This window comes from Streptomyces sp. Ncost-T10-10d (genome assembly GCF_900091955.1).
In the GTDB taxonomy this organism is placed as follows: domain Bacteria; phylum Actinomycetota; class Actinomycetes; order Streptomycetales; family Streptomycetaceae; genus Streptomyces.
On the sequence record NZ_FMDF01000090.1, the window covers coordinates 30715 to 56138 of the forward strand.

The 25424-nt window shown below is 67.5% G+C and carries 29 protein-coding genes and 2 pseudogenes; 16 read left to right on the top strand and 15 right to left on the bottom strand.

What is annotated here, in order from left to right:
• Window positions 1–7: 7 nt before the first annotated feature.
• Complete coding sequence (locus tag GA0115254_RS13875) at window positions 8–1153, top strand: RNA polymerase sigma factor (RefSeq protein ID WP_093895579.1); 1146 nt, start codon at window positions 8–10, stop codon at window positions 1151–1153.
• A 279-nt stretch (window positions 1154–1432) separates the two neighbouring features.
• Window positions 1433–1537, top strand: a pseudogene (locus tag GA0115254_RS43115) (IS5/IS1182 family transposase); the annotation flags it as partial.
• 77 nt (window positions 1538–1614) lie between these two features.
• Here the strand turns inward: GA0115254_RS43115 and GA0115254_RS13880 are convergent.
• Window positions 1615–2403 carry an NAD-dependent epimerase/dehydratase family protein gene (locus tag GA0115254_RS13880; protein ID WP_256102561.1) on the bottom strand — a complete coding sequence of 263 codons (789 nt, stop codon included), beginning with the start codon at window positions 2401–2403 and terminating at the stop codon, window positions 1615–1617.
• A 461-nt stretch (window positions 2404–2864) separates the two neighbouring features.
• Window positions 2865–3359, bottom strand: coding sequence for an ATP-binding protein (locus GA0115254_RS43120; RefSeq protein WP_107451332.1), 495 nt, complete (start codon window positions 3357–3359; stop codon window positions 2865–2867).
• Between the two features lie 1985 nt (window positions 3360–5344).
• Here GA0115254_RS43120 and GA0115254_RS13890 point away from each other — a divergent pair.
• The 4 genes from GA0115254_RS13890 to GA0115254_RS13905 all read left to right on the top strand — a co-directional run bounded on the left by GA0115254_RS13890 (window position 5345) and on the right by GA0115254_RS13905 (window position 9166).
• A complete protein-coding gene (locus GA0115254_RS13890; protein WP_093895582.1) occupies window positions 5345–6469 on the top strand; it encodes a bifunctional DNA primase/polymerase in 1125 nt (374 codons plus the stop codon).
• Window positions 6470–6591: 122 nt separating this feature from the next.
• Complete coding sequence (locus tag GA0115254_RS13895) at window positions 6592–7986, top strand: DNA primase family protein (RefSeq protein WP_176740113.1); 1395 nt, start codon at window positions 6592–6594, stop codon at window positions 7984–7986.
• On the top strand, window positions 7983–8366 hold the full coding sequence (locus tag GA0115254_RS13900; protein WP_093895584.1) for a DUF6009 family protein: 384 nt from the start codon (window positions 7983–7985) through the stop codon (window positions 8364–8366). The genes GA0115254_RS13895 and GA0115254_RS13900 overlap by 4 nt, the downstream gene beginning before the upstream one ends.
• Window positions 8367–8506: 140 nt before the next feature.
• On the top strand, window positions 8507–9166 hold the full coding sequence (locus GA0115254_RS13905; RefSeq protein WP_176740108.1) for an HAD family hydrolase: 660 nt from the start codon (window positions 8507–8509) through the stop codon (window positions 9164–9166).
• A gap of 118 nt (window positions 9167–9284) precedes the next feature.
• Here GA0115254_RS13905 and GA0115254_RS45995 read toward each other — a convergent pair whose 3' ends face one another.
• Window positions 9285–9419, bottom strand: coding sequence for a hypothetical protein (locus GA0115254_RS45995; protein WP_256102562.1), 135 nt, complete (start codon window positions 9417–9419; stop codon window positions 9285–9287).
• A gap of 72 nt (window positions 9420–9491) precedes the next feature.
• On the bottom strand, window positions 9492–9656 hold the full coding sequence (locus GA0115254_RS44435) for a hypothetical protein (RefSeq protein ID WP_176740109.1): 165 nt from the start codon (window positions 9654–9656) through the stop codon (window positions 9492–9494).
• Between the two features lie 300 nt (window positions 9657–9956).
• Here GA0115254_RS44435 and GA0115254_RS13910 point away from each other — a divergent pair, with 300 nt between their 5' ends.
• Window positions 9957–10493, top strand: coding sequence for an HAD domain-containing protein (locus GA0115254_RS13910; RefSeq protein WP_093895586.1), 537 nt, complete (start codon window positions 9957–9959; stop codon window positions 10491–10493).
• 609 nt (window positions 10494–11102) lie between these two features.
• Here the strand turns inward: GA0115254_RS13910 and GA0115254_RS13915 are convergent.
• Window positions 11103–11675 (bottom strand): O-methyltransferase, encoded by a 573-nt coding sequence (locus tag GA0115254_RS13915; RefSeq protein ID WP_256102563.1) that lies wholly within the window; start codon window positions 11673–11675, stop codon window positions 11103–11105.
• A gap of 53 nt (window positions 11676–11728) precedes the next feature.
• The gene (locus GA0115254_RS44440) at window positions 11729–11893 is read right to left on the bottom strand and encodes a hypothetical protein (RefSeq protein ID WP_176740110.1); all 165 of its coding nucleotides are present in this window, start codon (window positions 11891–11893) and stop codon (window positions 11729–11731) included.
• A gap of 206 nt (window positions 11894–12099) precedes the next feature.
• On the opposite strand from GA0115254_RS44440, the gene GA0115254_RS13920 reads away from it, so the two are divergent.
• Complete coding sequence (locus GA0115254_RS13920; protein WP_370740872.1) at window positions 12100–12528, top strand: transposase; 429 nt, start codon at window positions 12100–12102, stop codon at window positions 12526–12528.
• Between the two features lie 49 nt (window positions 12529–12577).
• Here the strand turns inward: GA0115254_RS13920 and GA0115254_RS13925 are convergent, their stop codons facing one another.
• The 6 genes from GA0115254_RS13925 to GA0115254_RS13940 all read right to left on the bottom strand — a co-directional run bounded on the left by GA0115254_RS13925 (window position 12578) and on the right by GA0115254_RS13940 (window position 15655).
• Complete coding sequence (locus tag GA0115254_RS13925) at window positions 12578–13342, bottom strand: GNAT family N-acetyltransferase (protein WP_093895599.1); 765 nt, start codon at window positions 13340–13342, stop codon at window positions 12578–12580.
• A gap of 139 nt (window positions 13343–13481) precedes the next feature.
• Window positions 13482–13655, bottom strand: coding sequence for a hypothetical protein (locus GA0115254_RS44445; protein ID WP_176740106.1), 174 nt, complete (start codon window positions 13653–13655; stop codon window positions 13482–13484).
• A gap of 201 nt (window positions 13656–13856) precedes the next feature.
• Window positions 13857–13988, bottom strand: a complete 132-nt coding sequence (locus GA0115254_RS46000; RefSeq protein ID WP_256102564.1) for a hypothetical protein — start codon at window positions 13986–13988, stop codon at window positions 13857–13859.
• A 78-nt stretch (window positions 13989–14066) separates the two neighbouring features.
• Window positions 14067–14660 (bottom strand): GNAT family N-acetyltransferase, encoded by a 594-nt coding sequence (locus GA0115254_RS13930; RefSeq protein WP_370740873.1) that lies wholly within the window; start codon window positions 14658–14660, stop codon window positions 14067–14069.
• A 198-nt stretch (window positions 14661–14858) separates the two neighbouring features.
• Window positions 14859–15308, bottom strand: coding sequence for a hypothetical protein (locus tag GA0115254_RS13935; protein WP_093895587.1), 450 nt, complete (start codon window positions 15306–15308; stop codon window positions 14859–14861).
• Window positions 15305–15655, bottom strand: coding sequence for a hypothetical protein (locus GA0115254_RS13940; protein ID WP_141720817.1), 351 nt, complete (start codon window positions 15653–15655; stop codon window positions 15305–15307). The genes GA0115254_RS13935 and GA0115254_RS13940 overlap by 4 nt, the downstream gene beginning before the upstream one ends.
• Here GA0115254_RS13940 and GA0115254_RS43835 point away from each other — a divergent pair.
• Both GA0115254_RS43835 and GA0115254_RS13945 read left to right on the top strand, forming a co-directional pair.
• Window positions 15642–15857 carry a hypothetical protein gene (locus GA0115254_RS43835; RefSeq protein WP_141720818.1) on the top strand — a complete coding sequence of 72 codons (216 nt, stop codon included), beginning with the start codon at window positions 15642–15644 and terminating at the stop codon, window positions 15855–15857. The genes GA0115254_RS13940 and GA0115254_RS43835 overlap by 14 nt on opposite strands.
• Window positions 15850–16152, top strand: a complete 303-nt coding sequence (locus tag GA0115254_RS13945; RefSeq protein ID WP_093895589.1) for a hypothetical protein — start codon at window positions 15850–15852, stop codon at window positions 16150–16152. Before GA0115254_RS43835 ends, GA0115254_RS13945 begins: the two co-directional genes overlap by 8 nt.
• A 16-nt stretch (window positions 16153–16168) precedes the next feature.
• Here the strand turns inward: GA0115254_RS13945 and GA0115254_RS13950 are convergent, their stop codons facing one another.
• Window positions 16169–17122, bottom strand: coding sequence for an immunity 49 family protein (locus GA0115254_RS13950; RefSeq protein ID WP_093895590.1), 954 nt, complete (start codon window positions 17120–17122; stop codon window positions 16169–16171).
• A 488-nt stretch (window positions 17123–17610) separates the two neighbouring features.
• On the opposite strand from GA0115254_RS13950, the gene GA0115254_RS13955 reads away from it, so the two are divergent.
• The 3 genes and pseudogenes from GA0115254_RS13955 to GA0115254_RS46005 all read left to right on the top strand — a co-directional run.
• Window positions 17611–18021 carry a VOC family protein gene (locus GA0115254_RS13955; RefSeq protein ID WP_093895591.1) on the top strand — a complete coding sequence of 137 codons (411 nt, stop codon included), beginning with the start codon at window positions 17611–17613 and terminating at the stop codon, window positions 18019–18021.
• A 347-nt stretch (window positions 18022–18368) separates the two neighbouring features.
• Window positions 18369–18833, top strand: a complete 465-nt coding sequence (locus GA0115254_RS13960; protein WP_093895602.1) for a helix-turn-helix transcriptional regulator — start codon at window positions 18369–18371, stop codon at window positions 18831–18833.
• A gap of 5 nt (window positions 18834–18838) precedes the next feature.
• Window positions 18839–19259 (top strand): annotated as a pseudogene (locus tag GA0115254_RS46005) (glyoxalase); the annotation flags it as partial.
• A gap of 32 nt (window positions 19260–19291) precedes the next feature.
• Here the strand turns inward: GA0115254_RS46005 and GA0115254_RS13970 are convergent.
• Window positions 19292–20053 (bottom strand): maleylpyruvate isomerase family mycothiol-dependent enzyme, encoded by a 762-nt coding sequence (locus GA0115254_RS13970; RefSeq protein WP_176740111.1) that lies wholly within the window; start codon window positions 20051–20053, stop codon window positions 19292–19294.
• A 64-nt stretch (window positions 20054–20117) separates the two neighbouring features.
• Between GA0115254_RS13970 and GA0115254_RS13975 the strand changes: the two genes are divergently transcribed.
• The 3 genes from GA0115254_RS13975 to GA0115254_RS13985 all read left to right on the top strand — a co-directional run bounded on the left by GA0115254_RS13975 (window position 20118) and on the right by GA0115254_RS13985 (window position 23035).
• Window positions 20118–21077: a MerR family transcriptional regulator gene (locus GA0115254_RS13975; RefSeq protein ID WP_256102565.1), complete on the top strand. Its 960-nt coding sequence runs from the start codon at window positions 20118–20120 to the stop codon at window positions 21075–21077.
• Window positions 21078–22167: 1090 nt separating this feature from the next.
• Entirely contained in the window at window positions 22168–22599 is a 432-nt protein-coding gene (locus GA0115254_RS13980) for a DUF6083 domain-containing protein (protein WP_093895593.1), read from the top strand.
• A gap of 163 nt (window positions 22600–22762) precedes the next feature.
• Window positions 22763–23035, top strand: a complete 273-nt coding sequence (locus GA0115254_RS13985; RefSeq protein WP_141720819.1) for a DUF6225 family protein — start codon at window positions 22763–22765, stop codon at window positions 23033–23035.
• A gap of 692 nt (window positions 23036–23727) precedes the next feature.
• Here GA0115254_RS13985 and GA0115254_RS13990 read toward each other — a convergent pair.
• On the bottom strand, window positions 23728–24822 hold the full coding sequence (locus GA0115254_RS13990) for a hypothetical protein (RefSeq protein ID WP_176740112.1): 1095 nt from the start codon (window positions 24820–24822) through the stop codon (window positions 23728–23730).
• Window positions 24823–25424: the final 602 nt, after the last annotated feature.

Consider the following 25424-nt stretch of genomic DNA (forward strand, 5'->3'; position numbering starts at 1 on the left):
CTCATCGATGAACGAGGCCCTGCTCCGGAGCCTCACGCCGAGCGTGCTCGGGATCCTCGTCCGCCGCGGAGCCGACTTCGCGGCGGCCGAGGACGCCGTGCAGGACGCGCTGGTCGAGGCGGTCCGCGTCTGGCCGGCCGACCTGCCGCGGGACCCGAAGGGCTGGCTGGTCACCGTGGCCTGGCGCCGGTTCCTCGACGCGACCCGGGCGGACACCGCCCGCCGCCGGCGTGAGGACCGCATCGACGAGGAGCCGGCGCCCGGGCCCGCGCCCGCGGTGGACGACACGCTCCAGCTCTACTTCCTGTGTGCCCACCCGTCGCTGACGCCGTCGTCCGCGGTCGCGCTCACGCTACGCGCCGTGGGCGGGCTGACCACCCGCCAGATCGCCCAGGCCTACCTGGTGCCCGAGGCGACCATGGCGCAGCGCATCAGCCGGGCCAAGCGCACCGTCTCCGGCGTGCGGTTCGACCAGCCCGGCGACGTCGCCACCGTGCTGCGCGTCCTCTACTTGGTCTTCAACGAGGGCTACTTGGGCGACGTCGACCTCGCCGCCGAGGCCATCCGGCTCACCCGGCAGCTCGCGGCCGCGATCGTCCACCCCGAGGTGGCGGGGCTGCTCGCCCTCATGCTGCTCCACCATGCCCGGCGCGCCACCCGGACCGCGCCCGACGGCAGCCTGGTGCCACTCGCCGAGCAGGATCGCAGCCGGTGGGACACCGAGTCGATCGCCGAGGGCGTCGAGATCCTGCAAGCGGCCCTTGCCCGCGACCGGCTGGGTGAGTTCCAGGCCCAGGCCGCCATCGCGGCACTCCACGCTGACGCGCCCACCGCTGAGGAGACCGACTGGGTGCAGATCGTCGAGTGGTATGACGAGCTCACGCGCCTGACCGACAGCCCGGTTGTCCGGCTCAACCGAGCGGTGGCCGTCGGCGAGGCCGACGGGCCGCGGGCCGGCCTGGCGGTGCTCGTGGCGCTGGACGACTCACTGCCCCGCCACGCCGCGGTGGCGGCGTACCTGCACGAGCGCGACGGCGACCTGGCGACGGCGGCACGGCTGTATGCCGAGGCGGCCCAAAAGGCACCCAACCTCGCTGAGCGCGACCACCTGACGCGCCAGGCCGCCCGGCTCAACGCCCGCCGGTGCCGCTGACGGGTCGCGCTCGGATTTTCCTCCAGCACTTGGGGAGTGGTTGCCTCAAAGTGAGCAGGCGGGTCGAGCTGCACGACGCGTTGCCGGCGGGGAAGCTCGGCGGCGACGAAGGCGCTCTGGAGACGTGGAGTCTCAAGAGGCCCGCCTGCTGGAGCGCCCGGTGAAGGTGACCCATCTGCGACGGTTCGGCTGCCCGAGAGGCGGCTCGCCCAGGCTCATCCACGAAGAGCCGAAATAGGTTTGTCGCAAAGCCCGTCCGGGCGCTGAGCATGTCTCGGCCGACTCGAGAACTGGAAGGCCCTGCGGGACTGCAGGCTGAAGGGCGATGGCATCCACCAGGGCATGCTCGCCATCGCCCGCCTTCGCAATCTCGCCCTCACCGGATGTCCCACGCTCCATTGCTGGCCCGGCGTCTCACTTCGGAGAGCCACCGGAACACTGAGCGGTGGGCCAAGGGCGAGTCAGGGGCGGATGTGTTTCAACGTGAACTCGGGCAGGGCATACGGGCCGGCTTGCGGAGCTTCGGGATCGGCAGGGACGTTGGCGTCGGTGATGTGCGTCGCAAATGTTTCGGCGTTGTCGACGGGCGTGTAGGCCAGTTCGGACTCCGCAGGGAGTTCCCAGAAGCGGCGGGTGTTTGCAGAGACGGCGTACACCGTGACAAAACGCGTGGCGAGCGGGGCGATGAGCGCGGCGCGACAGAAGCCGACGGCATCGCGCGGGCTGAGCCAAGTCGCCAGATGGCGCGACTCGGTGGGCGCCTCCTCGAAGCTGCCAATGCGAAGGCATATCACGGAGACATCGAACTTGTCCGAGTACAGCCGCCCCATAGCCTCGACAGCTGCCTTGCTCACCCCGTACAGCCCGTCAGGGCGCACCGGCTCCTGTGGACCGGTGCGATGGGCCCTGGGATAGAAACCGGTCACGCGGTTACTGCTGGCCAGTACGACCCGTGGAATCGCCGCGCGGCGAGCGGCCTCCAGGACATGGTGGGTGCCCAGCACGTTGGCTTCCAGGAGATGCTCAAGCGGTGCTTCGTCCGGCAGGCCGCCCAGGTGGAGCACGGCGTCCGCTTCCTCGAGCGCAGCCTCGACGGCGGCCGCGTCCCGAAGATCGACGGTGTGGACCACCTCGTTCGCGGCCTCGACCTGGAGGGGAACGCGGTCGAGCAAGACGAGACGGCTGACCTCGCTGCGCAACGCGCGGCGTACGACCGAGCCGATGTTTCCTGCTGCCCCGGTGACTACCACTGTTCCCAGCCTCACTGCACGTCTCCCTGTTCGACCTCAACAACGCCTGATCCTGGCAGGCGGCAATCGTCTCATCGCCGGACGATCACCCGGAAGGCGTTCGGACAGCCCAACTCTGGCCGCCGTCGGGACCTTCATTGATCGCGGGGGATGTATCGGCTGCAACCGATGAACTTGGTAGCCCGCAAGGCTACTTACCGGACATCGGCATCCCACCGCAACGCGGCAGGACCTCCGCGATCCGCCGGCACGTCCTCCAGGCCCCGGCCCCTGTCATCGCCAGGGCCCTCGGCCACCACGACAAGCTTGCCACCCGGCCGGTCACCGAAGCCGGAGGCGCCTGGAGTTGACGTCGTGGGGAAGGTTCTGGAGAGAACGGAGATCCTGATGGCTCTTCCCCGGCCGTCGGACAGGGGGCTCGGAGGACGGTGTCCGGGTCGCGGAACGACATCTGGACGGTTTCACCCGGTCAGCGAGATCCGTGCCCAGAAGGTGCGGCCGCCGTCGGTCTCCAACCGTGTTCCCAGTGCCTGGGCGGACTGCGCGACCACCACCAGACCTCGACCGTATTCATTGGCATTGCCGCCGCGGTGCGGGTCGGAGGATTTTCCACCTTCGTCCTGGACTTCCACCAGAAGCCAGTCACCGTCCTTTTGCAGGCGGCCGGTGATCGAGACGCTGTTGGTGTGGACGACGGCGTTGGTCATCAACTCGGAGATCACGAGTAAGGCCGCACAACGGACACTTTCGTCTGTTATGTCCTCCGAGTCCATCCACAACCGAGCCAGTTGGCGGCAGACCGGCACCGCTCGCTCCAGTGTTGGCACGCGGAACGAGGCCAGTCGACTGCTTGGCCAACCGTCGGCCAGGGTCCGGGCGGACACCGTTTTTGGCCATTGTTCAATCTCTTGGGGGGACAGTGCGATCTGTGCCCCCGACCAAGCAGTCGGCAGCATGGCTCTTCCTCTCGTCCTAGGTGTATTGCCCTGTGAGGTGGGGGACAGGATTGCGCTTCCGGAAGGGACGCGGCCCGAGCCGCTGGCTGCGGGTTTCCTGCCGTAGTGACGTGCCGGCCGGCCGTGGACAACTGTGCCGCGGGCCAAGTGGGCGGTTCAGTGGCGGGAAGCGGGGGCCGTCGGCGCGGCGGCCGTACGAAGGGTGAGTCAGGCCGCCCGCGGTCCCGCCTCCGCAGTGGTGTCGACCCCGCCCCGGATCAGCTGCGGTCCATGGTGGCGACGCTCGGGCCGGCACCGTTTTGCGGTTGATTGCGTTGCCGCTGTCGGCAGCACATAAGTGAGATGAGCGGTGAACCCGCCGAGAGGGATGGCATCGGGCCCCTGAATCCGCAGGAGGTGGTCTCGGCCACACGCACAGTGCCTGTGTCGCGTGGTGATGCGGCTGCCGGGTCGGGAGCGGGGGCGGAAACGCCAGTCACCGAACGAGGTCCGGACGTCGGTGGCCATCGGCCGCCCTGAGGGTGATGCGGTGCCATGGTGGGCAGCAGACTCCGTGCTCCGGCAATGCCTCCGCACCGTGCACGATGGTGAGCGGGTTGGCTCAGAACAGCGTGAGAGCGGCAAGAAGGCCCCGTCGATCGGCGTTTCGCTGCGTTGGTCGGAGCTGTCTCACTGCGGAACTCGGCAGACCGGGGCCGGCCCTCGGACGGAGGAACAATCGCCAGGGAAGCTCGCATGGTGCCCCCCAAAAGAGGTCACATGGGCCGCCGTGCCAGTCGGCACCGGTTTCCGGCACCGACTGGCGGATCCAAACCCCTCCCACGGGGGTGCCCATTGCGGCAGTCACGCCCAGCAGATCCCCCAGGTCTTCACCTCACCTGGATAGCTACGAGACAAATGAGCAGCCGCTCCCCCGGGGAGGGTGGGCGGCCCACCGGTTTGGATAGTGACAGTTATCCTCTCGGTCACATATGACAGCAACAAAGCTGACGGGCATTCACCCGAATGGCGCAGTTGTAGGAATATGCTCGTCACTCGCACCGGACCGATCGAAGGCTCCCTGGGCGGGTCCGACATCAATCATTCGGACGAAGTGGTTCATGTGCGTGGGCGGCCCGCGATGCCGTGAAATCGGTGCCACATGTTTCAACTGTTCCCCTGGTGAATCGCTTCTCCTGATTCCCTTTCATGACGGTCCGCAACGGCCATCCTTGGCGTGATCTGTTCGGCGTGACCGCGCGGTGGAATTCGATGGGCGGTGGCACCCTATGTCGGAGTCATGTGGTGTCATGACCCCACGACCCTTAAGTTCTACGGCTGTTCACTTCGGCGTCGTCACCGGCACCCATGTCTCGGCCGAAAACCACACCGCTCGCGCCGGGATCACCCGCAGCATCGCGAATCGGCCTGTCCACGGGGGGTGTGAGGTGGGCCTGCCGCCGCTGTGAGCAGGCATGTTGCGCAGCGACCCTGACTCCGGCCAACACACTGCGTTCATCATTTGACGCTCGGTCATGGAATAGTGCAGCCTCGATGCTGCAGCAAATGTAATGGCGTGCCGGCGAAGGGATTGGTCATGGAACTGGTGCCGGATCGGCAGGCTTCCTGTGGTGTCTTCACGTCGGGGTGAGTGGCATCGGACGACGCTCGCCAGCCACGCCTGTATAACAATCAGCCATTTCCATGTTGTACCTCCCGGTGCATCACCTGGATCCCTCCGGAGAGCGCATTTATACGGAAATCGAAATCCCTCCCATAGGTAGGTCATCGAGCTTGGCGCTTATGGATGAGGCAAGGGATGTTTCCTTGTCTCCACCGCACCGATTCAGCCAGATAGTTCCTCGATTGGATACTACTCCGTGCAGTTGGATGAACATGAGGGCAACAGGCACCGGGCGGGCCCCGTGCGCACCCAAGACGTTCCCGTCCATCTGTGCTCAACCTATTTGGAATTTGAGTCGCTTCAGTCGCTGAAAGGAGTTCGTATGGTTCCTGAGCTGCGCCTATGTGACAGCAACTCAGGCGGGACCGGAGCGTCTCAACCGGCAACTCCGTTGCCCGACGCCCCATCGATCGCGCCGTGGTGCGCCCGGCGGAGCCGGCCGGTGCACCCGCTGGCTGCCCGTCGCAAGACAACACCGGCCAATTGCCACGACTGTCGAACACCGGACCACAGTCACCGCGAGTTCCCGTGCATCCGGGCTGGTCGTTGGCGTCACGGCTTCCACGCCGCAACGACCGATGCCGGGTGTATCCGGGCAAGGTCGGCGGAACAGCCTGAGTTCGGGGTTGGTATCGCGTGCGGACCGGCTGGTCCGGTCGGCATCGAAGTCGATGCCCACGAGACACCGTTGCCCGAGCGGGACCGGCTGCTGCCCGGCATCTCGATTCCCCCTTCGACGTCACTGCAAGAGCTCCAGCATGGATTTCACAGTCTCGCGCTCCTCGCGGCGCGGCGGGCTGCGGAGGACCCCGCCCAGGATGTGTCGACGCTGCGGGTGCGTACTCCGTCCGGAGGGCTCCACATCTGGTACGCCGCTGCGCCGGGGCACACCTGGCGGCGTTCGGCGGGCTCAAGTCCGGTCCGGGCGCTGGCCCGGCAAGTGGATGTAGGTGCCCACGGCGGTGACATCCTCGCACCCGGGACAAGGACAGCCGTCGGAACGTACCAGGCTCTCGACCCGATGCACCGCCCGGCGCGACTGCCGGACTGGCTCGCCGTCGAGCTCGTCAGGACCGGCCACTGTCCGGCGCCACCTGCCCAGCGGGACCGCGTCACGCCTGTGCCGCAGCGTGCCCGGGAGACCGTCCTGGCCGCAGGCGGCAGCTTGCGCGTCGCCGAAGCGACTCCGGCTACCGTCCTGGCCCCGGCCTTTGACTGCACCGCTGTGACAGAAGGGGCACGTTTCAGTGCCCAGCTCAACCGAGCCGCCTACACCGTGGACGGCCTGGTCGCCACAGGCCGCCTGGCAGCGTTGCACGCCGAAGCGGCCCTTGTGGCGGCCGCGGTTCAAGTGTGCCCGGGCCGGGAGCGCCGGACATTGCGCGTCATCCAGCCCGGGATGCTTGCGGGCAGCCGCCGTCCCCTCGACCTGGGAGGCCGGAGGTGAATCACGCACCGAGCCACGACGATGCGCCGTTCGACCCTCAAGAGGTCGCGCGCCAGATTCTGCTCGGCCCGCCCGCCAACACCGTCCCGGCGCAGGCCACCAAGAGAGCTGTTCCGACGGGGATGCGGGCAACCGGGCACGGTCTGCTGCCCGACACCCTCAGTGACCGTGGCAACGCCAAGCTGTTCGTCGACTTGTACGGGCGGGACTTCAGGCATGTGCCGGGCCTGGGCTGGTACCGGTGGTCGGGCTACCGGTGGGAGTTCGACGAGGACGACACCGTACTGTGGGCGGCCGGTGAGATGGCCGAGAGACTGGCGGAGACCGACCCGCACGGGCGGCACAGCGAGGCGGAGCTGCGCCGGCACCGCCGACGAGCTCTGGCTACGTCCGGAATGAGGGCCATGCTGATACAGGCCAAGGCCGCACCGGGGATGGTTCTCAACGCTTCGCTGCTGAACGCGGATCCCTATGCGCTGTGCACGCCGCACGGGGTGATCGACCTACACACAGGTCTGGTCGCCGCGCCGGATCCGGAGAGGCACTTCCACTCGCGTGCCACGAGCGTCGAAGCCCGGCCGATGGGAACACCGCGCTGGCAGCGGTTCCTGACTGACACGTTCGGCGACGACGCCGACGGCCGTCAGGTGATCGACTTCCTGCACGAGCTGCTGGGTTACTCGATCACCGGGGAAGTCGGCGCGCGGGTCATTCCGTTCCTGTACGGAAAGGGGAGGAACGGCAAGAGCGTTCTTCTGGACGTCATGGTCAATCTCATGGGCGATTACGCGGATGCCGCCCCGCCCGGTTTCCTGATGGCCCGGTCGTACGAAGGGCACCCCACCGATCTCGCCGAGCTGCATGGCCGACGCATCATCGTCTGCTCCGAACTCAAGCCCGGCGACCGCTTCGACGAGTCTCGCGTCAAGTTACTGACTGGCGGAGACCGGATCAAGGCCCGCAGGATGCGGCAGGACTTCTTCAGTTTCGCCCCCACCCATAAACTGTGGCTGCACGGCAATCACCGCCCCGAGGTCGGCGCGGGCGGCTACGCGTTCCGGAGCCGGATGAGGCTGATCCCGTTCGAGCGGATCGTCGCTGACGACCGGAAGGCCGAGAACCTCGCCGACGTCCTGGTCACCGAAGAAGGGCCCGGCATCCTGCACTGGCTCGTCACCGGCGCGCGCCACTATCTGAACGGCCCTCGCGATCTGACCGGCCCCACGCAAGTGCGCACCGCCACCTCCGCGTATGTGGAGACCGAAGACCACACGGGCCGGTTCCTGGGCGAATGCTGCACCGTGGACCCCGCCCTGCGTGCGGAACAGACCCAGCTCTACAGCAGCTACCGGAACTGGTGCCGGATCCAGGGCGCCAACCCGATCTCCTCACGGGCGTTCGCCGCACGTGTGCGTGAGACCGTCGGCATCGCCACACCCAAGAAGATGATCCTGTCCAACCAGCGCAAGTTCTACCCCGGTATCGGGCTGATTTCTGATTCCGGAGAGAAAGCATGAGCGTCCTCATCGAGCCCGGTCAACTCGCCCATGAGAACGCCCTCGTCTGGCTCGAAAACACCGACGCGCTCGAGTATGTCCGCCAGAGCCTTGACCGGCTCCCCACCCGTCGCGGAAAACCCGCGTACCACCGGGACGGCCGTATGGTCGGCTATGCCGTGCTCGGCCCCACCTCCCGCTCCTCACGCGCCTCAGGCACCTTCCTGCGCCGCGTCTTCTGGCTCCTGCCCCACGACCGTGATGGGCAGCCCGACGGTCTCTACGCCTCCGGCGCGCCGTCCGAAGCCGTCGACCCCCGCACCCTCGCCCCTCGCGTCAAGGGCTGCAAAACCCGGCGCTCCGAGGGCGGGCCGCTGTCCGATTCTCCTCGCAGCCTCTGATCTGCACTTTCTGGTCCAGGAGCCAGGCAGCGACTGGGACCCGCCGGGTCGCTCCGCCCCGTATCCTCTCGCCCCTGCGGGTCCGACAACAGCGAAATACGGTACGGGGGTTGGCCGACCACGGCTCTACACTGTCGGTCATGACGCGGAGCCCTTTTGACCTGGTGATCTTCGACTGTGACGGTGTGCTGGTGGACAGTGAGCGAATATGCGTCAAAGTGGACGCAGCGATCACGGCTGACCTGGGGTGCTCGTTCACCGAGGCCGAGATCATAGAGCGGTTCGTGGGCTCGTCCACCGAGGTTTACACGGCCGCCGTGGAGGAACGGCTCGGACGGCGGCTGGAGAAGGACTGGCAGCAGCAGTACGAGCATCTGTACCGGGCAGCCTTTGAAGCCGAACTGACCGCTGTCGACGGCATCGCAGAGGCTTTGAACGGCCTCACCACACCCGTCTGCGTCGCTTCGAACGGCGACCGCGACGGCGTCAGACGAAATCTGGAGATCGTCGCGTTGAGCGACCACTTCACGGGGCGCATCTTCAGCGCCGACGACGTCTCGACAGGCAAGCCTGCTCCCGATCTCTTCCTTCACGCGGCCCGCTCCATGGGCGTGGACCCCGGGCGGTGCGCGGTGATCGAGGACAGCGCGTACGGAGTCCAGGCAGCCCGTGCCGCCGGAATGCTGGCCTTCGGGTACTGCGGCGGTCTCACGTCGGCATCGCGACTGGAAGGACCAGGTACCACCGTGTTCGACGACATGCGCGAACTGCCCGGACTGTTGGCGACCGCCCCTCACTGAACATCTGCAGAGCCGCGCCGCCAACCACCCGAAAGACATGTCCATCGCGGACAACAACAGCCACACGGGCCACGCACCAGATCGCCAACGCACAGCAGTCTCTGCACCGTGGTGGTCTTCACTGCTCGTTGAAGCGGTAGGTGGCGCTGTTGGCGGCCGTCGTCGCCAGTACGCCGGCAGCGGCCAGATCACGGAGGGGTTGCCGGGCCCGCTTGTCGGTGACTTCGTGTCCGGCGTCCTGGAGCGCGGTCACGGCCCGGCGCGTGTCCCAGGAGCCGCCGAGTGCGCAGACCGGCTTCTCCGGGGCTTCCCTCTGGGTCGTGCGCTACTCGTACCACGCCTCGGGGGCGGCGTTGTGTCCACAGAGGCTGGCGTTCTTGTCGTCGCGGCGGTCGTCGGCGGGCGCATAGCCGCCACGCGCCACTACCAGTTTGACGACGCGGCGGGCGCGCTGGGGCAGGGATCGGTAGTACTGCCCTGCTCGTGCCACGGTCCAGGTTGCGTCGAGTTCGACGTCAGGTGGCGTACTCGGTGAGCAATGCCAGGAGACGCTCCTGAAATTCCTCGGCGGGTTGGCCGATGGCAGCGTAAGCCTCAATGCTCCTCCCGTTGCCTAAGATGTGTTGAGACGTACTTCTTACGAGGAGGCCGTAGAGGGTCGATTCCGAAATCGTCTGTCGGACCGTCAAGTCAGTTAAATAGGAGCGAACGTGACGACAAGTCAGTTCGACATGCGACCCCAAATTCACGATGAGCTCATATGTCAAGAGTCATGCCGAGGGGAGAAAACATGCCGAAGGGCAGAGACTCGCGCCCACTGCTCTTCCTCGATGTGGACGGCCCGCTGAACCCGTACGATGCTGCACCGCACAAGCGGCCTGAGGGGTACAGCACGCATCGCATGCGACCGACCGGCTGGGAGAACCCGTGGACAAAGCCCCTGCGGGTGTGGCTGAACCACGACCATGGCGCACAGCTTCTTTCGTTGCCCTACGAGCTGGTATGGGCAACCACTTGGAGGGCAGAGGCGAACGAGTGGATCGGTCCGCACCTTGGGCTGCCTGCATTGCCGTTCGTCGACTGGCCCGCGACACCGGAAACCGACGCGCGCCTGCACTGGAAGACTCGAGCGCTGGTGCAGTACGCCGCCGGCCGCGCGTTCGCCTGGGTAGATGATGAACTCGGCCCCGAGGACCGGGAATGGCTCGGAGTTCACCATGATGCGCCCACGCTTCTGCACTGGATCAATCCGCGTCTCGGTCTCTTGCCGGATGACTTCGCTGTCCTCGCGAACTGGGCGACGGCTCTGCCCGACGCGGCAGCGTGACCGAGCACGCCCTCGACGGCCGACTGCCAGCCGCCGCTTACGTCCGCCCGCTTCTGTCCACCGGATGCGACGACGACCTTCGTTTTCGCCTCGCCGCACTCGATACAGCAAGATGCGTTTGTCGACTTCCTCCGGAACCGCGAGAAGCGCGCGTACGCGACGATCGATCGGAAGCTCGTTGGTGTCGCCGTTACCCTGCGCACCCAGTACGGCGTCGTCATCGACCCCGAAGGCATAAAATCGGCACAGGAACTCCTGAAGACTGTCACCGTCGGGGCGAGGAGCCGAAGTGCCCGCCACGGCAAGGCGCCGGCGACATCTTCAGTGTCCGGGTCCGGGCGAAGACACTGCTGGGTTTCGCCATCGCTGTGCGCCGGGCCGAACTGGCCGGTCTGCGGCCGCGGAACATCGCCGAAGAAACGGGCGGCAACGGACTGTGGGATGATGTCCGGGTCTCCAAGACCGGATCCCTGCACGGTGCCGGTTCCGTACGGTGCGAACCCGGAAACCTGACCCCTACGGGCATGGCGAGCGTGGGTCGAGACGGCGCAGATCGCCGCTCCGGACCAGCACGCGTGGCGTGATCAAGAACCCTACAAGCCTTCTTGGCTAGAGGCGGCGTGCCGCAACAACCGCTGAACTGGCTGGTGTTGTGAGTATTTCGGTGGCGTCCAGCGCTGGATGAGTGAGGTAGAACAGGCGGAGCTCATCCACTTCGCCATCGAAACGAGGCGGCCAGTGGGGCGAGGGAGTGAAGTCGTCCAGGATGAGAAGACCACCGGGAGCAAGCAGCTCGACGACCCCCTGGGGGTCGTCACGCTTGCCCCCGCCGTCGCAGAAGAAGACGTCGAAGGGGGCATGGTGCTCGAGCAGCCGCCAGTCCCCGGTGAGAACGCTGACGCGCTTGTCGTCCGCGAAGACCTCGGCCGCTCGACGGGCAAGCTCCTCGTCACGCTCTACGGTGATCAGCCGTGCACCGGAGCCAAGGCCACTGTGCAGCCAGGCAGTGCCCACTCCCGAGCCGGTGCCGCTCTCCGCGATGATCCCGTGGGGTTTTGCAGCAGCAGCCAGGCTGAGCAACCTGCCCACTTCAGGGATGCAACTCTTCTTGAAGCCCGCCTCGGCGGCGACTCGCTCTGCGGCCACCACGCGAGGCGGAACCGCACGTTCTTTGGTGATCACGGCCCCCCTCATGGTGAACACGATGGTACCGCCAGCGAAGGTGTCCGAACAGATCATTGCCTGTCCGGACCCCGGCGAAAGGCGAGGCGGCCGAGGCCGTAGACGCCGGCCAGACAGACAGCGGCTTGGTTGTGGCCGAGTTGTCCGGCGGCGGGATAGCGGTTGGCGAATTGGCTTGCGCCTGCACGGCGTGCGTCGCCCTCGGACAGCAACTGCATGGAAAAGCGTAGAGGCCGGCGAGGACACCGCCGATCAGAGGCAAGGTCGTGACGGTCGTTTTGAGGGCGTCATTGATGTTGACCAGTTCGTCACAACACCCTACTGGGAGCCGAGGGAGGCGGCGCTGCGTCGGGTCTCCGCGAGGTGGACGTCGACGTACCGCGCGAGGGTCAGCGCGTCCCGGGGGTCGTCGGCCTGGAAGGTGATGCGACGGATCAGGCTGACTCCGTCGAGCTCGACCACCGCCGGACAGCGCGGCGACTCCACTCAGTTCGAGCCCGTTCTGAAGAAGGTCCATGTCGCCCGCCTGGGTTCGGGGCGTCCGCGGACCCGGCCCGACCGGGTCTGCGCCGACAAAGCGTATGCGTCCCGAAAGAACCGCGCCTACCTGCGCCGACGCGGCAACCGCTGCACCATCCCGGATAAGGCCGACCAGACCCGCAACCGCAAGAAGCTCGGCTCGCGTGGTGGCCGGCTGCCCAAGTTCGACGCCGAGGACTACAAGGCCCGGCACGCGGTCGAGTGCGGCATTGATCGCCTCAAAAGGCACCGCGCTATGGCCACGAGATACGACAAGGTCGCGATCCGCTACGAGGCCACTGTCCTCGTAGCGGCCATCAGCGAGTGGCTGTGACCAGCACCGTCAGGAAAGGCGGGCGGAGGGCCAGTGGAGTTCAGGTGGTTCAGGGGTTGATGGTGTGTTCGGTGAACTGGCCACAGGAGCGGAACCCCAGGCGGCGGTAGACGGGCTCGCCGTCGGCTGACGCCTGCAAGACCGCGATGCGGTGATCTCGGTCGCGGGCCGTGCGGAGTACCGCGAGCGTGATAGCACCGCCGTAGCCACGTCGGCGGTGGGCGGCCAGGGTGCAGATGTTGTAGATACCGGCGACCCCCGCGTGATGAAACACTTCAGCCGAACAGACCGGACGGCTCTCCACGTAGCCGACCAGGTACCGGGCCGGGCAGTGCGCTGCCAGTGCCTGCGGGGCGGCCTGGGCGAAGAAGCGGCGGACGGTGTCAGCAGGCGGGTCCCAGTTCGCGGCGAGAACCGTGGCGTAGTCGGCAAGCTGTTCGGGTGTGGCCACCCTCTGGATGTCCAGTTCTTGGACGGCGGGCAGTGGCAGGGTGTCATCAAGCTCGGCCCACATCGCCGTCTCGCGTTCGGACGCCGGCAGGCCGGCCGCCGTCAGGCGGGTGGTGAGGTCCAGTGGTGTCGAGGCAGGCCCCACCCACCAGGAGAAACGGCGGCCAGTGCGGGCCAGCGTCCGAGCGGTCTTGGTGATACGTGCCGAAGCGTTGGTGACGGTGAAGCGGGCCGCAGCAACGATGTTGAAAGTGTCGTCGTCCAGGCCGCTGTCGGCGACCAGGAGGTCACCCGCCTCTGTGACGGCCGCACCAGTCATGCCGCGATGCAGGTGACAGGCATGTTCCGCCAGGTTCTGTTCCATCCTGTCCATCAAGTCGGCTTCATTGAGGAAATGATCATTCATAGCGATTGATCCCAGCATGACTGGGAGAAGATCGCATGCGATTTTGAGTCGTCCGCCGACGCTGTCGCGCTGGTGACCAGTCCATTCGATACACGGCCTAGCTCCAGGCACTCATCGCCGGTTCGGCGAAGGGATCAACAGGGCGGCGCGGTACACGCCGGGCCGGTCCGAGCGAGCGCACGACCTGCGCCGCCAACGCGCTGTCGAAGGGATGACGGGCGGGGGCCACCTCGTCCCAGCTCAGATAGCCAGGGGCCGGCTCGGGAATCACTGCGCAAGCCTGCACCTGTGCCCGGCACCCGCTCAGGTGGATTGCCTCAGGACCCGACCCATCACGGTGGCGTCGACCGGACGCACGGCGTCGGGTTCGCGCATCGGGCCCGTCCGGTCCAGGCGGGGGAAATGCGCAGCAGGTTCCCGGGACTTCAATGCTCCTTGGTAGATTATTCGGTCGGCTTGAGCGAGTGGTATCTCAGCAATTTGCCCGGCCAATGGCGAGAGATGAACGGCGGGCGTTCGGGCGGTCGATCCACTCGAAGCAGCGCAGGATGAAGTCGGTGAAGGTGCCGGCGCTGGAGTCGTCCGCGAACAGCCGCGTCGCCACGAACCCGAGCCTCCAGCACGTCGACCAACCTCATCGGCAGCCGTGCCAGGCACCAACCACCCCAGCCCGCAGCCCTGCTCAGATGTCCCAGGACTTCGGGCGTGCGAGCGCCTCCCACTCGTCGCGGAGCAAGGACAGGACTGCGACGTCATAGCGGCGCCCCCTGTGCAGACATGCTGAGCGACGCACTCCCTCCTGGACGAATCCCGCTTTGGCCAGAACGGTGAGCGCGGCAGTGTTGGCGGTGTGGGTGACTGCCTGGATGCGGTGCATGGGCAGTTCGCCGAAGGCGAGATCGACCAGCGCGTCGAGTGCGTCCGTGCCGTATCCCTGCCCTCGGTAGCGCGAATCCAGCAGCAGATGGACTTCCGCCGTACCGTCGGCGATGTCCTGGTCGACGAGGGCTATGTGGCCGATCGGTGTGCCGTCGGAGAGCAGGACGAGGAAGTCGTCACGGTCCTGATCGTCTCTGTCGCGCTCCACACGCTCACGGAGGGCGGAGAGGGAACGAGGCCAGAAGCCGACCTCATGAGCGGCGACGGGGTCGGAGCGCCAGCTGTGCATCAACTCGGCGTCATCGACGTCGACAGACGCGAGACCGACATTCCTTCCTCGCCAGCACGGCTCCCTGTCCGTCCCTGTGGCCTGATCACCTGTCATGTTCTCGATCACAGGCGGATGGTACGGGCCGGCCGGGACTGTGACGAGCCAATTAAACCTTTGAGCACCAGATGATCCGACCCCGCCGATCGGTCGGTTCCCTGCTCCTCCTCCCGATACGCCGTCCAGGACGACCGAGTGGGCACACGTGTTGCGGACAGCAGGATCAGCGGACATGTCGTCCACGGACGAAGACGTCGAGGAGGGCGGTTACACGTCAGCCGTGCTACTCCCGTGTCGGCGGTGGATGCGGACGCCGGCGATCAGAGGGGTGGTACCCAGTAGGAGGATCCCCTGCACCAGTGTCTTGAGCGCGACGCCGCCGGACGCTTCGGCGTCCATGGCGACTGCCGGGGAGATGCCCTGGGTGTGCGGGAATTTGATCTCCGCGTGGAACTTCTTGACGAGCAATCCGCTTTTCAATTCCAGGGTGGCCTTCCAGGGGCCGTCGGCCAGTTGGTCGGTTACCGGAATCCTCACCGGTTCCGACTGGCGAGGCGCCAGGCTTGTGCCCAGCTGTACCTGGTAAGGGCCCGCGCTAAGGGTTCCGGACACCGAGGAAAGCCTCAGGGTGCCGGACAGGTCCAGGACACGGCCCCCGGTGTTGAAGACCTGGGCACGCACGATCGCGCGCCCATCCGAGCCGCGTTCGGCCGTCATCGTGCGCGCGGTGAAGTTCGGGGCCGGGGGTTGTGGCCGCCGACTGACAGATACACCCTGATGCCGGTGCGACTCACCATCGCGATACCGCCCCCTTCACCGCCAGTGACCTGTGCCCAGACCACGGCATACCTCTCGCCCGGGGCCGCGTCTTTGGGCACCGCGATGGTCACGGTGTCGCGGGCGGTGTCGTGCGCGGGGACATCGAGCGTCTTGCGTTTCAGTGATGTCCAGGTCGAGAGGTCATTCCTCGTGGTTCCGGCTGCCCCCACGAAGGAGCCGTGTGCGATGGTGGCGGCGGCCGGATACACGTCGACGTGCAGGGTGGAATCGGTGGTGTTCAGCACTTCGATGCGACGGTGCACCGTGGTGCCCGGCCGCTCGAAAGGGGCGGCGACCGCCGAGGAGCGTGAGGAGTGGTGGAACAAGGTGATGGCGCTGCGCAATTCGCGCCGGGTGGTACGGGCCCACGACCGGGATCAGCTCATCGAACACATAGCCCTATGGGCCCGAAAGATCGAGGAACTGGAGTCATCCCAGCGTGGCTGAGGCGAGCAAGCGCCGCCTGACCGAGGAGCAGCTGCAAACCGAGTTCGACCGCACGGTCCGGCGTGTCGATTGTCACCTGGCCGTAGCTTCGGGAGTCCCGGGCCGGCGGGCCGACCTCGCTGAGGCGGCCCGCTGCAAGGAGTTCCTGCGCTTGACGCATGTGATCACGGGGAACGGCGGTGAACTGCCCGGCGTCCTCGACTACGCCGACGGCGCGGGTGAGGACGAGTTGCGCGAGCCGCCCGAGAGGGGCGGCGGAGTGGCCGCGGCCACTGTCGATGCGCTTGAGGACTGAGGGCTGTCCGGACTGACTACTTGGCGGTCCAATGGCCCAGGTTATTTTCGCCGGCGTCCGCTGCTCGCCGCAGCGCCTCCGGGGAACCGAGCATGCCGTGCGGCAGATAGCCGGACCGGACGCCCAACTCCCACCCGTGCGCTTGGACCGCCAGGGCGGTCAGGGCAAGGGCGCCGAGCGGCAGCAGAGTCCTGGGTGCGGGATTGAGTCCCATGCTTTCCCGGTGCTCGATGAGCCGGGCCACGAGAGCCTGCTCAAAGGCGTGCTGGTCGTCGTCGAGGAGTACGCGAAGGAGGCGCTGGTCCGGTGTCAGGGGGCCGGCTGTGTCCAGTTCCCGGGCCGCCTCGGCGCGCGCGTCGGCGTCCGGCTTGCGCAGGGGCACGGTCGGCCAATCGCGCGGCAGGTGCCCGCGTGCCTGGGTCAGGTAGCCGCACAGTGCGTCCATCGCCGCAAGGTCCGCAGGATCCGACGTGGAGTTCACCGCCGAGTACCGCACCCCGTCGCGGATCGCGGGCGCGTAGTCGCTGCGCAGCAGCAGACCGATCACCCGCTGCCATTCCCACACCAGGCCGCTGACCAGGCATATCGCAAACGTGTCGAACCACGTTCCGGCCGTGGGGGCCTGCTCGATGACGTCGCCGAAGGCGATGTCATCGCTGCTGAGCTTCTCGCCGATGAGCGGAAAGATGATCTCTTGGTCGCCGTCGGGGAAGCAGCCAATGCTCAGCACCCCCAAGGAGCACTCCGCCGCGGTCCGCAGTGCCGAGCGCGATGCCTCGTCGAGCGTGGGGTCCGCCACGGTGCGAGCGGCGATGTGATCGAGGAGCTCGTCATGCATCTCCTGCAGCCTCGCCGGGGACGCGTCGTCGTAGCGCATCCCGTGCCACCGCCACCGGGTCCGTCGACTGATGCCGTCGAGTGCCTGGGCCATGTGTTGTCCGCTGACCTCGTGGCGCGTCACTTCCTGCACGGCTGAAGTCCTCTCGTGATCTTTTCGGCCGGACGCGGCAAGCTATCAACCGCCTCGGACATTGCCCCAGGTCTGGCCGCGAGATCTCGGCAGCAACAGGGGAACTGAGCTGCGATGCCGCGGTGTTCCTGTCTGCACCGGACCCTTTCGCCTGATTTGTGACCCGCTTCCCCCGGCATGAGGTGGCCCCACTTCTTCTCGCGCGAAAGTGGCTCCGGTCTCCTGTCTCTGACCCACGGTGCCGCGGCCCCTCCTGATGACGCCGACTCTTCGCAGTCGGCCGATTCGTGACCAACGGGTCCGGTGTGGGTCCCTCGGCGGCAAGTAGAGCGCCACCCGCGCCAAATAGTTGTCCCGGGTGACCGTCACGCACACGTTCAATCGCAGTCTGGACGGATCGGTGTGCTTCGGGCTGTGGCGAAACAGGTGGCCAGATCGATCAGGAATCGAGAAGCGCGGGTCACGGAGCCGCACCTAGTCTGATCGTCATGGACATCACCATTCACACGAGCTCCCTCCCGCATGACGACCCGGACGCGTCCCTGGCTTTCTACCGCGACAGCCTCGGCTTCGAGGTCCGTAGCGACGTCGGACAGGGCAAGATGCGCTGGATCACGGTGGGCCCCGTCGGCCAGCCGGGCACGTCCATCCTCCTGGCGCCGCCGGCCGCCGACCCTGGGGTCACCGAGGACGAGCGTCGCACCATCGCCGAGATGATGGCCAAGGGCACCTACGGCTGGATCCTGCTGGCCACTCGGGACCTCGACGACACTTTCGAGAAGCTGCAGGCCGGCGACGCCGAGGTCGTCCAGGAGCCGACCGAGCAGCCGTACGGCATCCGCGACTGTGCCTTCCGCGATCCCGCGGGCAACCTGGTCCGCATCCAGCAGCTTCGCTGAGCCGTCCGGTCATCGATTCGGTCGTGACGGCCGGCATCGCGACCACCCGCGAAGAATACGGCGGCCGGCGCTTCCAGGCCGCTGTGCCCGACCACCCCGTCGGCGGCCGCACCATCGCAGAGGTGTTCGCGATGTCGGCCGCCGAGGCCGAAGCGCGCACGCCGACCGCCCCCAAGGGCGGCGTCGGCATCCTTGCCGAGCCGACCACCGGCCTCCATCCCGCCGTCGAACAGTTGCTTGGCCTGCTCGTCGACTCCGGTAAGCCGGTCGTCACCATCGAGCACCTCGCCGCCTACCTCGGCATGCAACCCAGGTGCTCGCGGACATCGATGAAATGGAGTTCTCTCATGTGTCACCCTTCGTGGGGGCGCGCACGCGCCGCGGCGCAGCGCCTGAGCGACCTCGCGCGACTGCGCCGCGTCCGCGACCGGATCGACCGGGAGTACGCGCTGCCGCTGAACGTCGAGGCGCTCGCCCACGGCGTGAACATGTCCGCCGGGCACCTCAGCCGCCAGTTCCGGCTGGCCTACGGCGAGTCGCCGTACGCGTACCTGATGACGCGTCGCATCGAGCGCGCGACGGCGCTGCTGCGTCGCGGTGACCTCAGCGTCACCGAGGTCTGCTTCGCGGTCGGCTGCTCATCGCTGGGCACCTTCAGCACGCGCTTCACCGAGCTGGTCGGCATGCCGCCCAGCGCCTACCGGCGCTGCGCAACGGGCGCTGCGGCGGGGATGCCGCCGTGTGTGGCAAAACAGGTGACAAGACCGGTCAGGAATCAAGAAGCGCCGGCCGCCGAGCCGCATCTGGCGTGATGGCCATGGCATCCATCGAATCCGTCTCCCTCGACGTGGCCGACCCCACGGCCGCCGACCGCTTCTGCACCGCCGCCTTCGGTTTGGACACGCAGGTACGCCTGCGGGCCTCGGAAGCACCGACAACCGGCCTCCGTGGCTTCACACTGGCGGTCACGGTGTCCCAGCCGGCCACCGTCAACAGCTTCATCGACGCAGCCCTCGACGCCGACGTCACGCCGCTGAAGCCTGCCGCGAAAGCTCTGGGGCTACGGCGGCGTCGTACAGGCCCCGGACGGGACGATCTGGAAGGTCGCGACCTCGGCGAAGCAGGACACCGGCCCTGCCACCCGGCAGGTCGGCGAGATCGTGCTCCTGCTGGGAGTCGCGGACATGGTCGCGAGCAAGCGGTTCTACGTCGGCCAAGGCTTTGCCGCGACGAAGGCTTCAGCCGCCTCCTGCTTCTGCTGCCTGCACAGCTAGAGCGCCGTGTGGGCCAGCCAGTGGTCCAGCAACGCGCGGTCGCCCGTCACCGTCGCCCAGTCGTCCTCCGGAGGGACGCGGCGGGAAAACACCAGCATGAGGTCCGCCACCGCCCCCGACACCACCACGTCGGCTTCGACCGGCCCGCGCTCCCATCGCAGTGCCTCAGGTGTCCTGGTGATCACCCAGCCCTCCACGGACCTCGGCCGGAACCCGATCCGTTCGCCCCGGCCGCGCAGCCCGGCGACAGCCGGCCTGGCCGTCTCGAAGCCCGGCGTGGACAGCAGGTCCATGCTCTCGCTGATCACGTCGGCTGCGAGGTCGTCGGCGATCTCGAACGCGGTGTCCGTCGCAAACGCCGCGTCGTAGTGGTGGATGCAGGTGTCGCTCAGCGTCCTGCGCAGCCAGAAGGCCGCCGGCCGCGGCCCGATGAACGTGTGCGTCTCGGTGTCCGCGCCGGTCTCCTGGATCGCGCGGATCAACTCCTCTGCGCCCTCGCGCAGCCACCGGGCCCACTCGTCCGGGGCGCCGGGATCGGCCTGCCACGGGTCAGGGATGGGCAGCTGCTCGCTCTTGCGCACGAGTTCGGCCGCCCACCGGTGCTCCTGGCCGACGTGCCCGACGAGGGTACGCAGCGGCCATTCCGGGCAGGTGGGCACCCGAGTGTCCGGGTCCCTTCCGGCGACCGCGCGGGTGAACCCTCCGGTCTGCTCCCGCAGGCCCTCCACGAGCCGTGCGGTGTCCAGTGTCGACGTCATCACGAAAGCTCCTCTCACGGGGTGATGCCGGTACGGTAGAAACTCCAGTCCAGTGGAGGTTCAAGTGCCTTTGCTCGATGAGACGCTTGGGATCGGCGACCTGGCGCGGCTGACCGGCGTGCCGGTGCGGACCATTCGCTTCTACTGCGACGAAGGCATCGTCGACTCGGTGCGCAGCACGGGTGGCCACCGAAGGTTCGACCAGGCGGCCGTGGAGCGGCTCGGCCTGGTCAGACGGTTGCGCGGGCTCGGGCTCGGGCTGCCGTCCATCAGGCACGTGCTCGCCGGCGAACGCTCCGTGGTCGAGGTCGTCACGGCCGAGCGGGCGGCGCTCGATGTGCAGCTCGCCGACCTGGCCTGGCGGCGGGCCTCGCTGCGCGCGGTCGAGGAGGCCGGACCGGCCGACCGGGCCGCCAGGCTGGAGCTGCTGGCCGCCGTGGAGAGCGGGGGTGCCGCCCGCAACGCGCTGATCGACTTCTGGAGACGCACGATGGTCGCCACGGCGTCCGAGGCGATGCTCACCGCGTTCGTGACCATGGCCGTGCCCGAGCCGCCCACCGACCCGACCCCGCCGCAGGTGGTCGCATTCGCCGAACTGTTCGCCCTGGCCGGCGACCGGGAACTGACACGCGGCCTGCTGGCCATGGCGCGGGCCAACGCCGAACTGATCGCCGACGAGGCCGAGCTGATGAGCGGGATCAGCGAGGCGTGCGTGCTGGCCCAGCCCATGGTGCAGGCGGGCGAGCCTCCCCGCGTGGGCCCCGAACTCGATCGGTTCGTGGCGGCACACGCCTCCGTGCGCGGCGGGAGCGACACCCCGCAGTTCAGATGCCGGCTGCTGGCCCATGTGGCCGCCGACCGCGACCCGCGGATGCGACGCTACTGGCGGCTCGTGGCAGAGGCCAGCGGCGACCCGGTCACACTCGGCGCGTCCCACCTGTGGCTGACCGACTCCCTCGAACGCTCCGTAAGTCCTGACGGTGCTGCTGAGGCGTGCCCAGCAAACCGGGGCGGTCCGGGGTGACGTCGGGGGCCGCAGGATGTGCAGTCGCTGCTGGTCAGTAGTTCGACGAGGGAACAATTCCGGGAGGGTCTCCGCGGGTACGCCGGGCCTGCTGACGCCTGTGATGGGTGACGGCCTGCGAGCGGACGCCGCCGTGAATACGGCTGCCGGGCCTGTTCAACCTGAACCTGTACACCAGCGGCCTGTCGTCTGCCCGAGCACGGCGCCCCACACAGTGGCCCCGAACACCGGGCGCCGTCACGAGCCGCCTCCTGGTACCGGAGTGCCCCTCGTGCCGGCCTTGGCGCGAATCAACGATCAAGGGGGTGGGGTATGGCCAGGCGCCGTATACGACAGCGTTTGGGGCAGCGCGTCGACTCAGGTGAAGTTCGACGAGATCCTCAAGAAGGCGGAGAGGGAAGCCCCGTACGCGTACACGGACGATGGCCGGGACGGCTTCCCAGCGATCCCCGACAGCTGGAACAGGTGCGCAAGCGGCTAAGACCGACCGGCAAATGGGGGGCGGCGTCGCGGGGCTGGGCACGCGACGCCGCCCCCCATTTGCCGGTCGGTCTAAAGGGGCAACCCGTCGAAGAGGCCGGAGACCGGGCTGAGCATGTCGGTCGCCCACCGCAACCCAAGGACCGGCAACGGCATCGACTTCGGTCCCCGGGAGTACGTGGACGTCGCCCGTGCGAAGGAAATCCTCGAATGGGGCAGGGATACCGATGTCGCATGCCGAGAGGGAACGCTGTCTGAGCACGGGGCCGGACTTGGGGACGCCTCGTACGGAGTAAATCTTCGCGAGGACGCCCAGGTGACAGTTCGGGTGGGCCGCGCACCGATCGAGGGCACTTCCAGCGGGCAGTTCCCCAGGGCGTACGCCCTGAGGGGTCGCACAGGACATGGCTGACCGGGCAAAGGGGAAGTTCTGACGTAGAGGGCCTCCCCAGCCTCAGCCGTTCCGGGGATCCGGCCCGCCGCGATGCGGACTGTGTGCCCACACAAGCCCCGTGTGCCGCCGAACAGCACACTGGACGGGTTCTTTCCCGTCCAGCATGGCTGGATCGCGCCCTATCGCACCTGACGGCCCGTCCGGACCCTGAAGAGTATGGGGGACACCGAGAACACCACACCTGTCCCGGACCGCCCCGACGACGCACTCCAAGCCGCCCTCGAAGGCGCCACCGCCCCGCCGCCACCCGCCGCACCCGATTGCTCCTTCTGCGATCTCCCGCAAGACCGCTATCCCACCCACTACGAAGGTCACTGGGTCCTCCTCGAACCGAGGATCGTCGTTCCCGCCCACACCGTGCCTCCGCGCCGCCGCTGGATCATTACCTCGGACGGGGCCGCCATGAACCTGTGGGACGCCGCACCCCTCCCCGGTGCCCAGTGCCGCATCGCGCACCGCATGGTCTGCCCCTACCTCCCGCGCGAAGATCCTCCGCTGTGGGCCACTGCGCTCCGGCAGGAGAACGAACACCGGGCGCAGCGACTGTTCAACCTGCCCGACGACTGGGACCTCCCCGACACGGGCTGACCACGGCCTGACCGGCCCGGTACGCCAGGCCACCGGCTGGGCTCATTTCACCACCGTTGATCAGTTCTTCACCCCGGCCCCCTGTACCCCGGATCAGCGCTCTGGCCCGGGGTACAGCCGTGTCCTCACGTGGACTTCCGGTGTGGTCCTGCATCCTGTGCCCATGGCCGACACCTTTGACCACGCCCCGCAGGTATGGAACGCCGCTCAGCTCCGCGAAGCCATCAAAGACCTGCCCGATGACACACCCATCCATATCGGTGTTGCCGAAGACCCCGGCGACTTCGACGGATACCGCGACTTCGTGCTCGTGAACGCCGAACACGTTGAGAACTGGTGGCCGGCCACCTCCACATCGCCCGAGCGCGCGGAGACCGAGAAGGCACTGACCCTGTTTGCCGACTGGCAGGCCGACGAGTACGACGTCCTCGACTGAACCCGCCGAGGTCGCTCCCCGGTCGGAGTGACTTGCGGCTCGGTGCCGTCATTGCCGGGCCGGATTCCTGCGGTCCCACTCTTGGCGGGCCGGCAGTATCGCCGCAGCGGCGAACGGCATTGCCGTTCCCGTGCCCTCGACGCGTTCGGGCTCGGAGCAGAAGACGTGTTTCCGCCTCGGCCGACTCGGAATCGAGAGTTGACAACCTCCCTCGGGCTCGCTGCTGGGGGAGGGAGCAGGCTCAGATCTCCGGGCAGATGCACACATACCCGCCAGGACAGTCCACGGCGCTCGCACCAGCCACTACGGCGTGGGCGGCGTGGACCGGTGCGAGCAGGGCCAGTGGGAGGGGAATGAGGGCTGTGGCTACAGCAGTCTTGTCCTGAGTGTGATCACGCGAACAGGAATAGTGCATACATCACAGATGTGATGTCCTGGACAGGCGTGTTCACTCTGATGGACACCGGTAGAGATCGCGGGAGCGACGCTGCTGGACCTGGACGGCGGTGTGGTGCCGGGCCCGGTTCCGCCGTCGCCGGCCTGGGTGACACGTCGTGATCGGGAGATCGAGCCGACTTACGGCCTGACGGCGTACACGTAGCGGCTGAACGGAGCCCGGCGGTCGTCGTTCTCGTCATTCGCGTACTCCCCGAGGGCCCACAACGCTGCCCGGCCGCCTATCCGGCTGTAACTCAGGTCCTCACAGCCGATGTTGAGGAACGACTCGCGCTTTCCCGGGCGCGTCCCCCGCTCCAGGAACGCAGCTCCCCCGGGTTCTCGCTGGTGCGACTTGCGGAGAAGTAGTACTTGCCGTTCGCCCTGACCGCACCCTGCACGCGGTCTTCGCCGTTCGCGGTGCCTTCCCAGGCGGACTTCACACTGTGCAAGTACCCGCTTCGTTCCCCACTGAGTTCCCAGCGGGCGAGTCGGCAGTGGTCGCCGGTGAACTCGCTCACGAGCAGTGTGGGGCGGCGGCCGGTACGGTCCAACGAGACCTGGGAGAACGTGAGCCCCTTGGCCGTGCTCCCGCTCGCGTCGTAGGCGTAGCACTGGGGGAGAACGTAGTCGTATCCGTATGCCCGGTACGTTCCGTCCGGCTGGCGGCCCACCCCCGGGCCTCTGGTGACCTTGAAGATGCGGCTGAGGTCGAACACCCTTAAGCCGGGACGCGTTTCGGTGCTGTCCGCGACGTACAGCTTGTTGCCGTACCAGACGATTCCGCCCGCGTGCAAGTCCGTCCCGATGAAGTCGTCGCGTTCGCCCCCTTCGGTTCGGACCCGGTTCGGCTCCACGAGCAGTACATGCTGGTACGTCGGATCACCGGCAGCATCCCACTTGACGATGCTGATCCTGGCGCCCTGCCTGCTGGCACCGTGTCGGCCGTACCAGGACACGAGCAGAGTGCGGGGCGCGGAGCCGTTCGCGTCGTAGTTGGTCGTTATGCCCTGTGGCCGCCACTCCTTGGTGACGAAATCGTCGCCGGCCCACCTGAAGGCGTGCAGCAGCTTCTCCGGCTCGCTGTCCGGACGGGGCTTCGTCCCGTCGTCGTCGCGCGCCGGCCACTGGGTGACCCGCGTCGCCTTCAAGGCCGGAGTCCTCGTCAGCACCTCGGCGACGGGAACCGGGCCGCCGAGTAGGGGATTCAACCGGTTGATCACGCTCCGGTAGCTGTGCCCCGGCGCCCACCGGGGAGCGCTGCGGCCCTTCAGTCTGTACCTGCCGGCCGCAGCGGCTTCCGTCGGAAGCGCCAGACCGCCCACCGCCGCTGCGACCGGGGCCGCTGCCATACCGCGCAGGATGGTTCTCCGTGTGGTGTCCATGGCAACCGAACATAGGGGCGGAACGCTCCCTTCGCCTCAGTCGGGCTGTCCGGGACGCGTCCGGGACACGCCCCGAACGGCCCGGAGGGCCGTGGCGTGGGACCACCGCGACGAAAGAAGCCCTTGTCCTCCCGTCGATCCGCTGACGCTGTTCTGACAGCTCGACCATCTGGTGCAGCCGGGCCCTTTCAATGCGGCTCCCGTAGCCGGACAACTCCCCGACGGCTGACCCGCGTAGCTCCTTGTCGCGGTGGTGCGCTGTGAATCGTTCCTGTGGTGAATCTCCTCGTCCGTGCGGGGGAGCGGGGGCTGCTGGGTATCCGGGGCTCCTTGTGCCCCGGCAGAACGGGTGGGCGATCGAGAACCTCGCGTACGGTTTCGGCGGGCTCGCCCTCGCTCTCGCCCCCACTCATCGCTTCCGCGCCGGCCCAGGCTGCTCAGGCCCCTCAGGGAGCGATGGCTACGGCCGCTTCCTCCAGACCTCTGCACGCCGGTCGGGCGGCCGGAACGCGCATCCGGAAGGCAGCACTCTCAGCGGTCGAAAAGGGAATCAGGGTGCGGCCACGACT

What these genes read in the sequence shown, in the direction of transcription:
- GA0115254_RS13875 (WP_093895579.1), top strand. Translation starts at nt 8, where the DNA reads ATGAACGAGGCCCTGCTCCGGAGCCTCACGCCGAGCGTGCTCGGGATC.
- GA0115254_RS43120 (WP_107451332.1), bottom strand. Translation starts at nt 3,359, where the DNA reads ATGCTGCCGACTGCTTGGTCGGGGGCACAGATCGCACTGTCCCCCCAA.
- GA0115254_RS13890 (WP_093895582.1), top strand. Translation starts at nt 5,345, where the DNA reads ATGGTTCCTGAGCTGCGCCTATGTGACAGCAACTCAGGCGGGACCGGA.
- GA0115254_RS13895 (WP_176740113.1), top strand. Translation starts at nt 6,592, where the DNA reads ATGCGGGCAACCGGGCACGGTCTGCTGCCCGACACCCTCAGTGACCGT.
- GA0115254_RS13900 (WP_093895584.1), top strand. Translation starts at nt 7,983, where the DNA reads ATGAGCGTCCTCATCGAGCCCGGTCAACTCGCCCATGAGAACGCCCTC.
- GA0115254_RS13905 (WP_176740108.1), top strand. Translation starts at nt 8,507, where the DNA reads ATGACGCGGAGCCCTTTTGACCTGGTGATCTTCGACTGTGACGGTGTG.
- GA0115254_RS13910 (WP_093895586.1), top strand. Translation starts at nt 9,957, where the DNA reads ATGCCGAAGGGCAGAGACTCGCGCCCACTGCTCTTCCTCGATGTGGAC.
- GA0115254_RS44440 (WP_176740110.1), bottom strand. Translation starts at nt 11,893, where the DNA reads ATGCAGTTGCTGTCCGAGGGCGACGCACGCCGTGCAGGCGCAAGCCAA.
- GA0115254_RS13920 (WP_370740872.1), top strand. Translation starts at nt 12,100, where the DNA reads ATGCGACGGATCAGGCTGACTCCGTCGAGCTCGACCACCGCCGGACAG.
- GA0115254_RS13925 (WP_093895599.1), bottom strand. Translation starts at nt 13,342, where the DNA reads ATGGAACAGAACCTGGCGGAACATGCCTGTCACCTGCATCGCGGCATG.
- GA0115254_RS13935 (WP_093895587.1), bottom strand. Translation starts at nt 15,308, where the DNA reads ATGACGGCCGAACGCGGCTCGGATGGGCGCGCGATCGTGCGTGCCCAG.
- GA0115254_RS13955 (WP_093895591.1), top strand. Translation starts at nt 17,611, where the DNA reads ATGGACATCACCATTCACACGAGCTCCCTCCCGCATGACGACCCGGAC.
- GA0115254_RS13960 (WP_093895602.1), top strand. Translation starts at nt 18,369, where the DNA reads ATGTGTCACCCTTCGTGGGGGCGCGCACGCGCCGCGGCGCAGCGCCTG.
- GA0115254_RS13970 (WP_176740111.1), bottom strand. Translation starts at nt 20,053, where the DNA reads ATGACGTCGACACTGGACACCGCACGGCTCGTGGAGGGCCTGCGGGAG.
- GA0115254_RS13980 (WP_093895593.1), top strand. Translation starts at nt 22,168, where the DNA reads ATGGGGGACACCGAGAACACCACACCTGTCCCGGACCGCCCCGACGAC.
- GA0115254_RS13985 (WP_141720819.1), top strand. Translation starts at nt 22,763, where the DNA reads ATGGCCGACACCTTTGACCACGCCCCGCAGGTATGGAACGCCGCTCAG.
- GA0115254_RS13990 (WP_176740112.1), bottom strand. Translation starts at nt 24,822, where the DNA reads ATGGCAGCGGCCCCGGTCGCAGCGGCGGTGGGCGGTCTGGCGCTTCCG.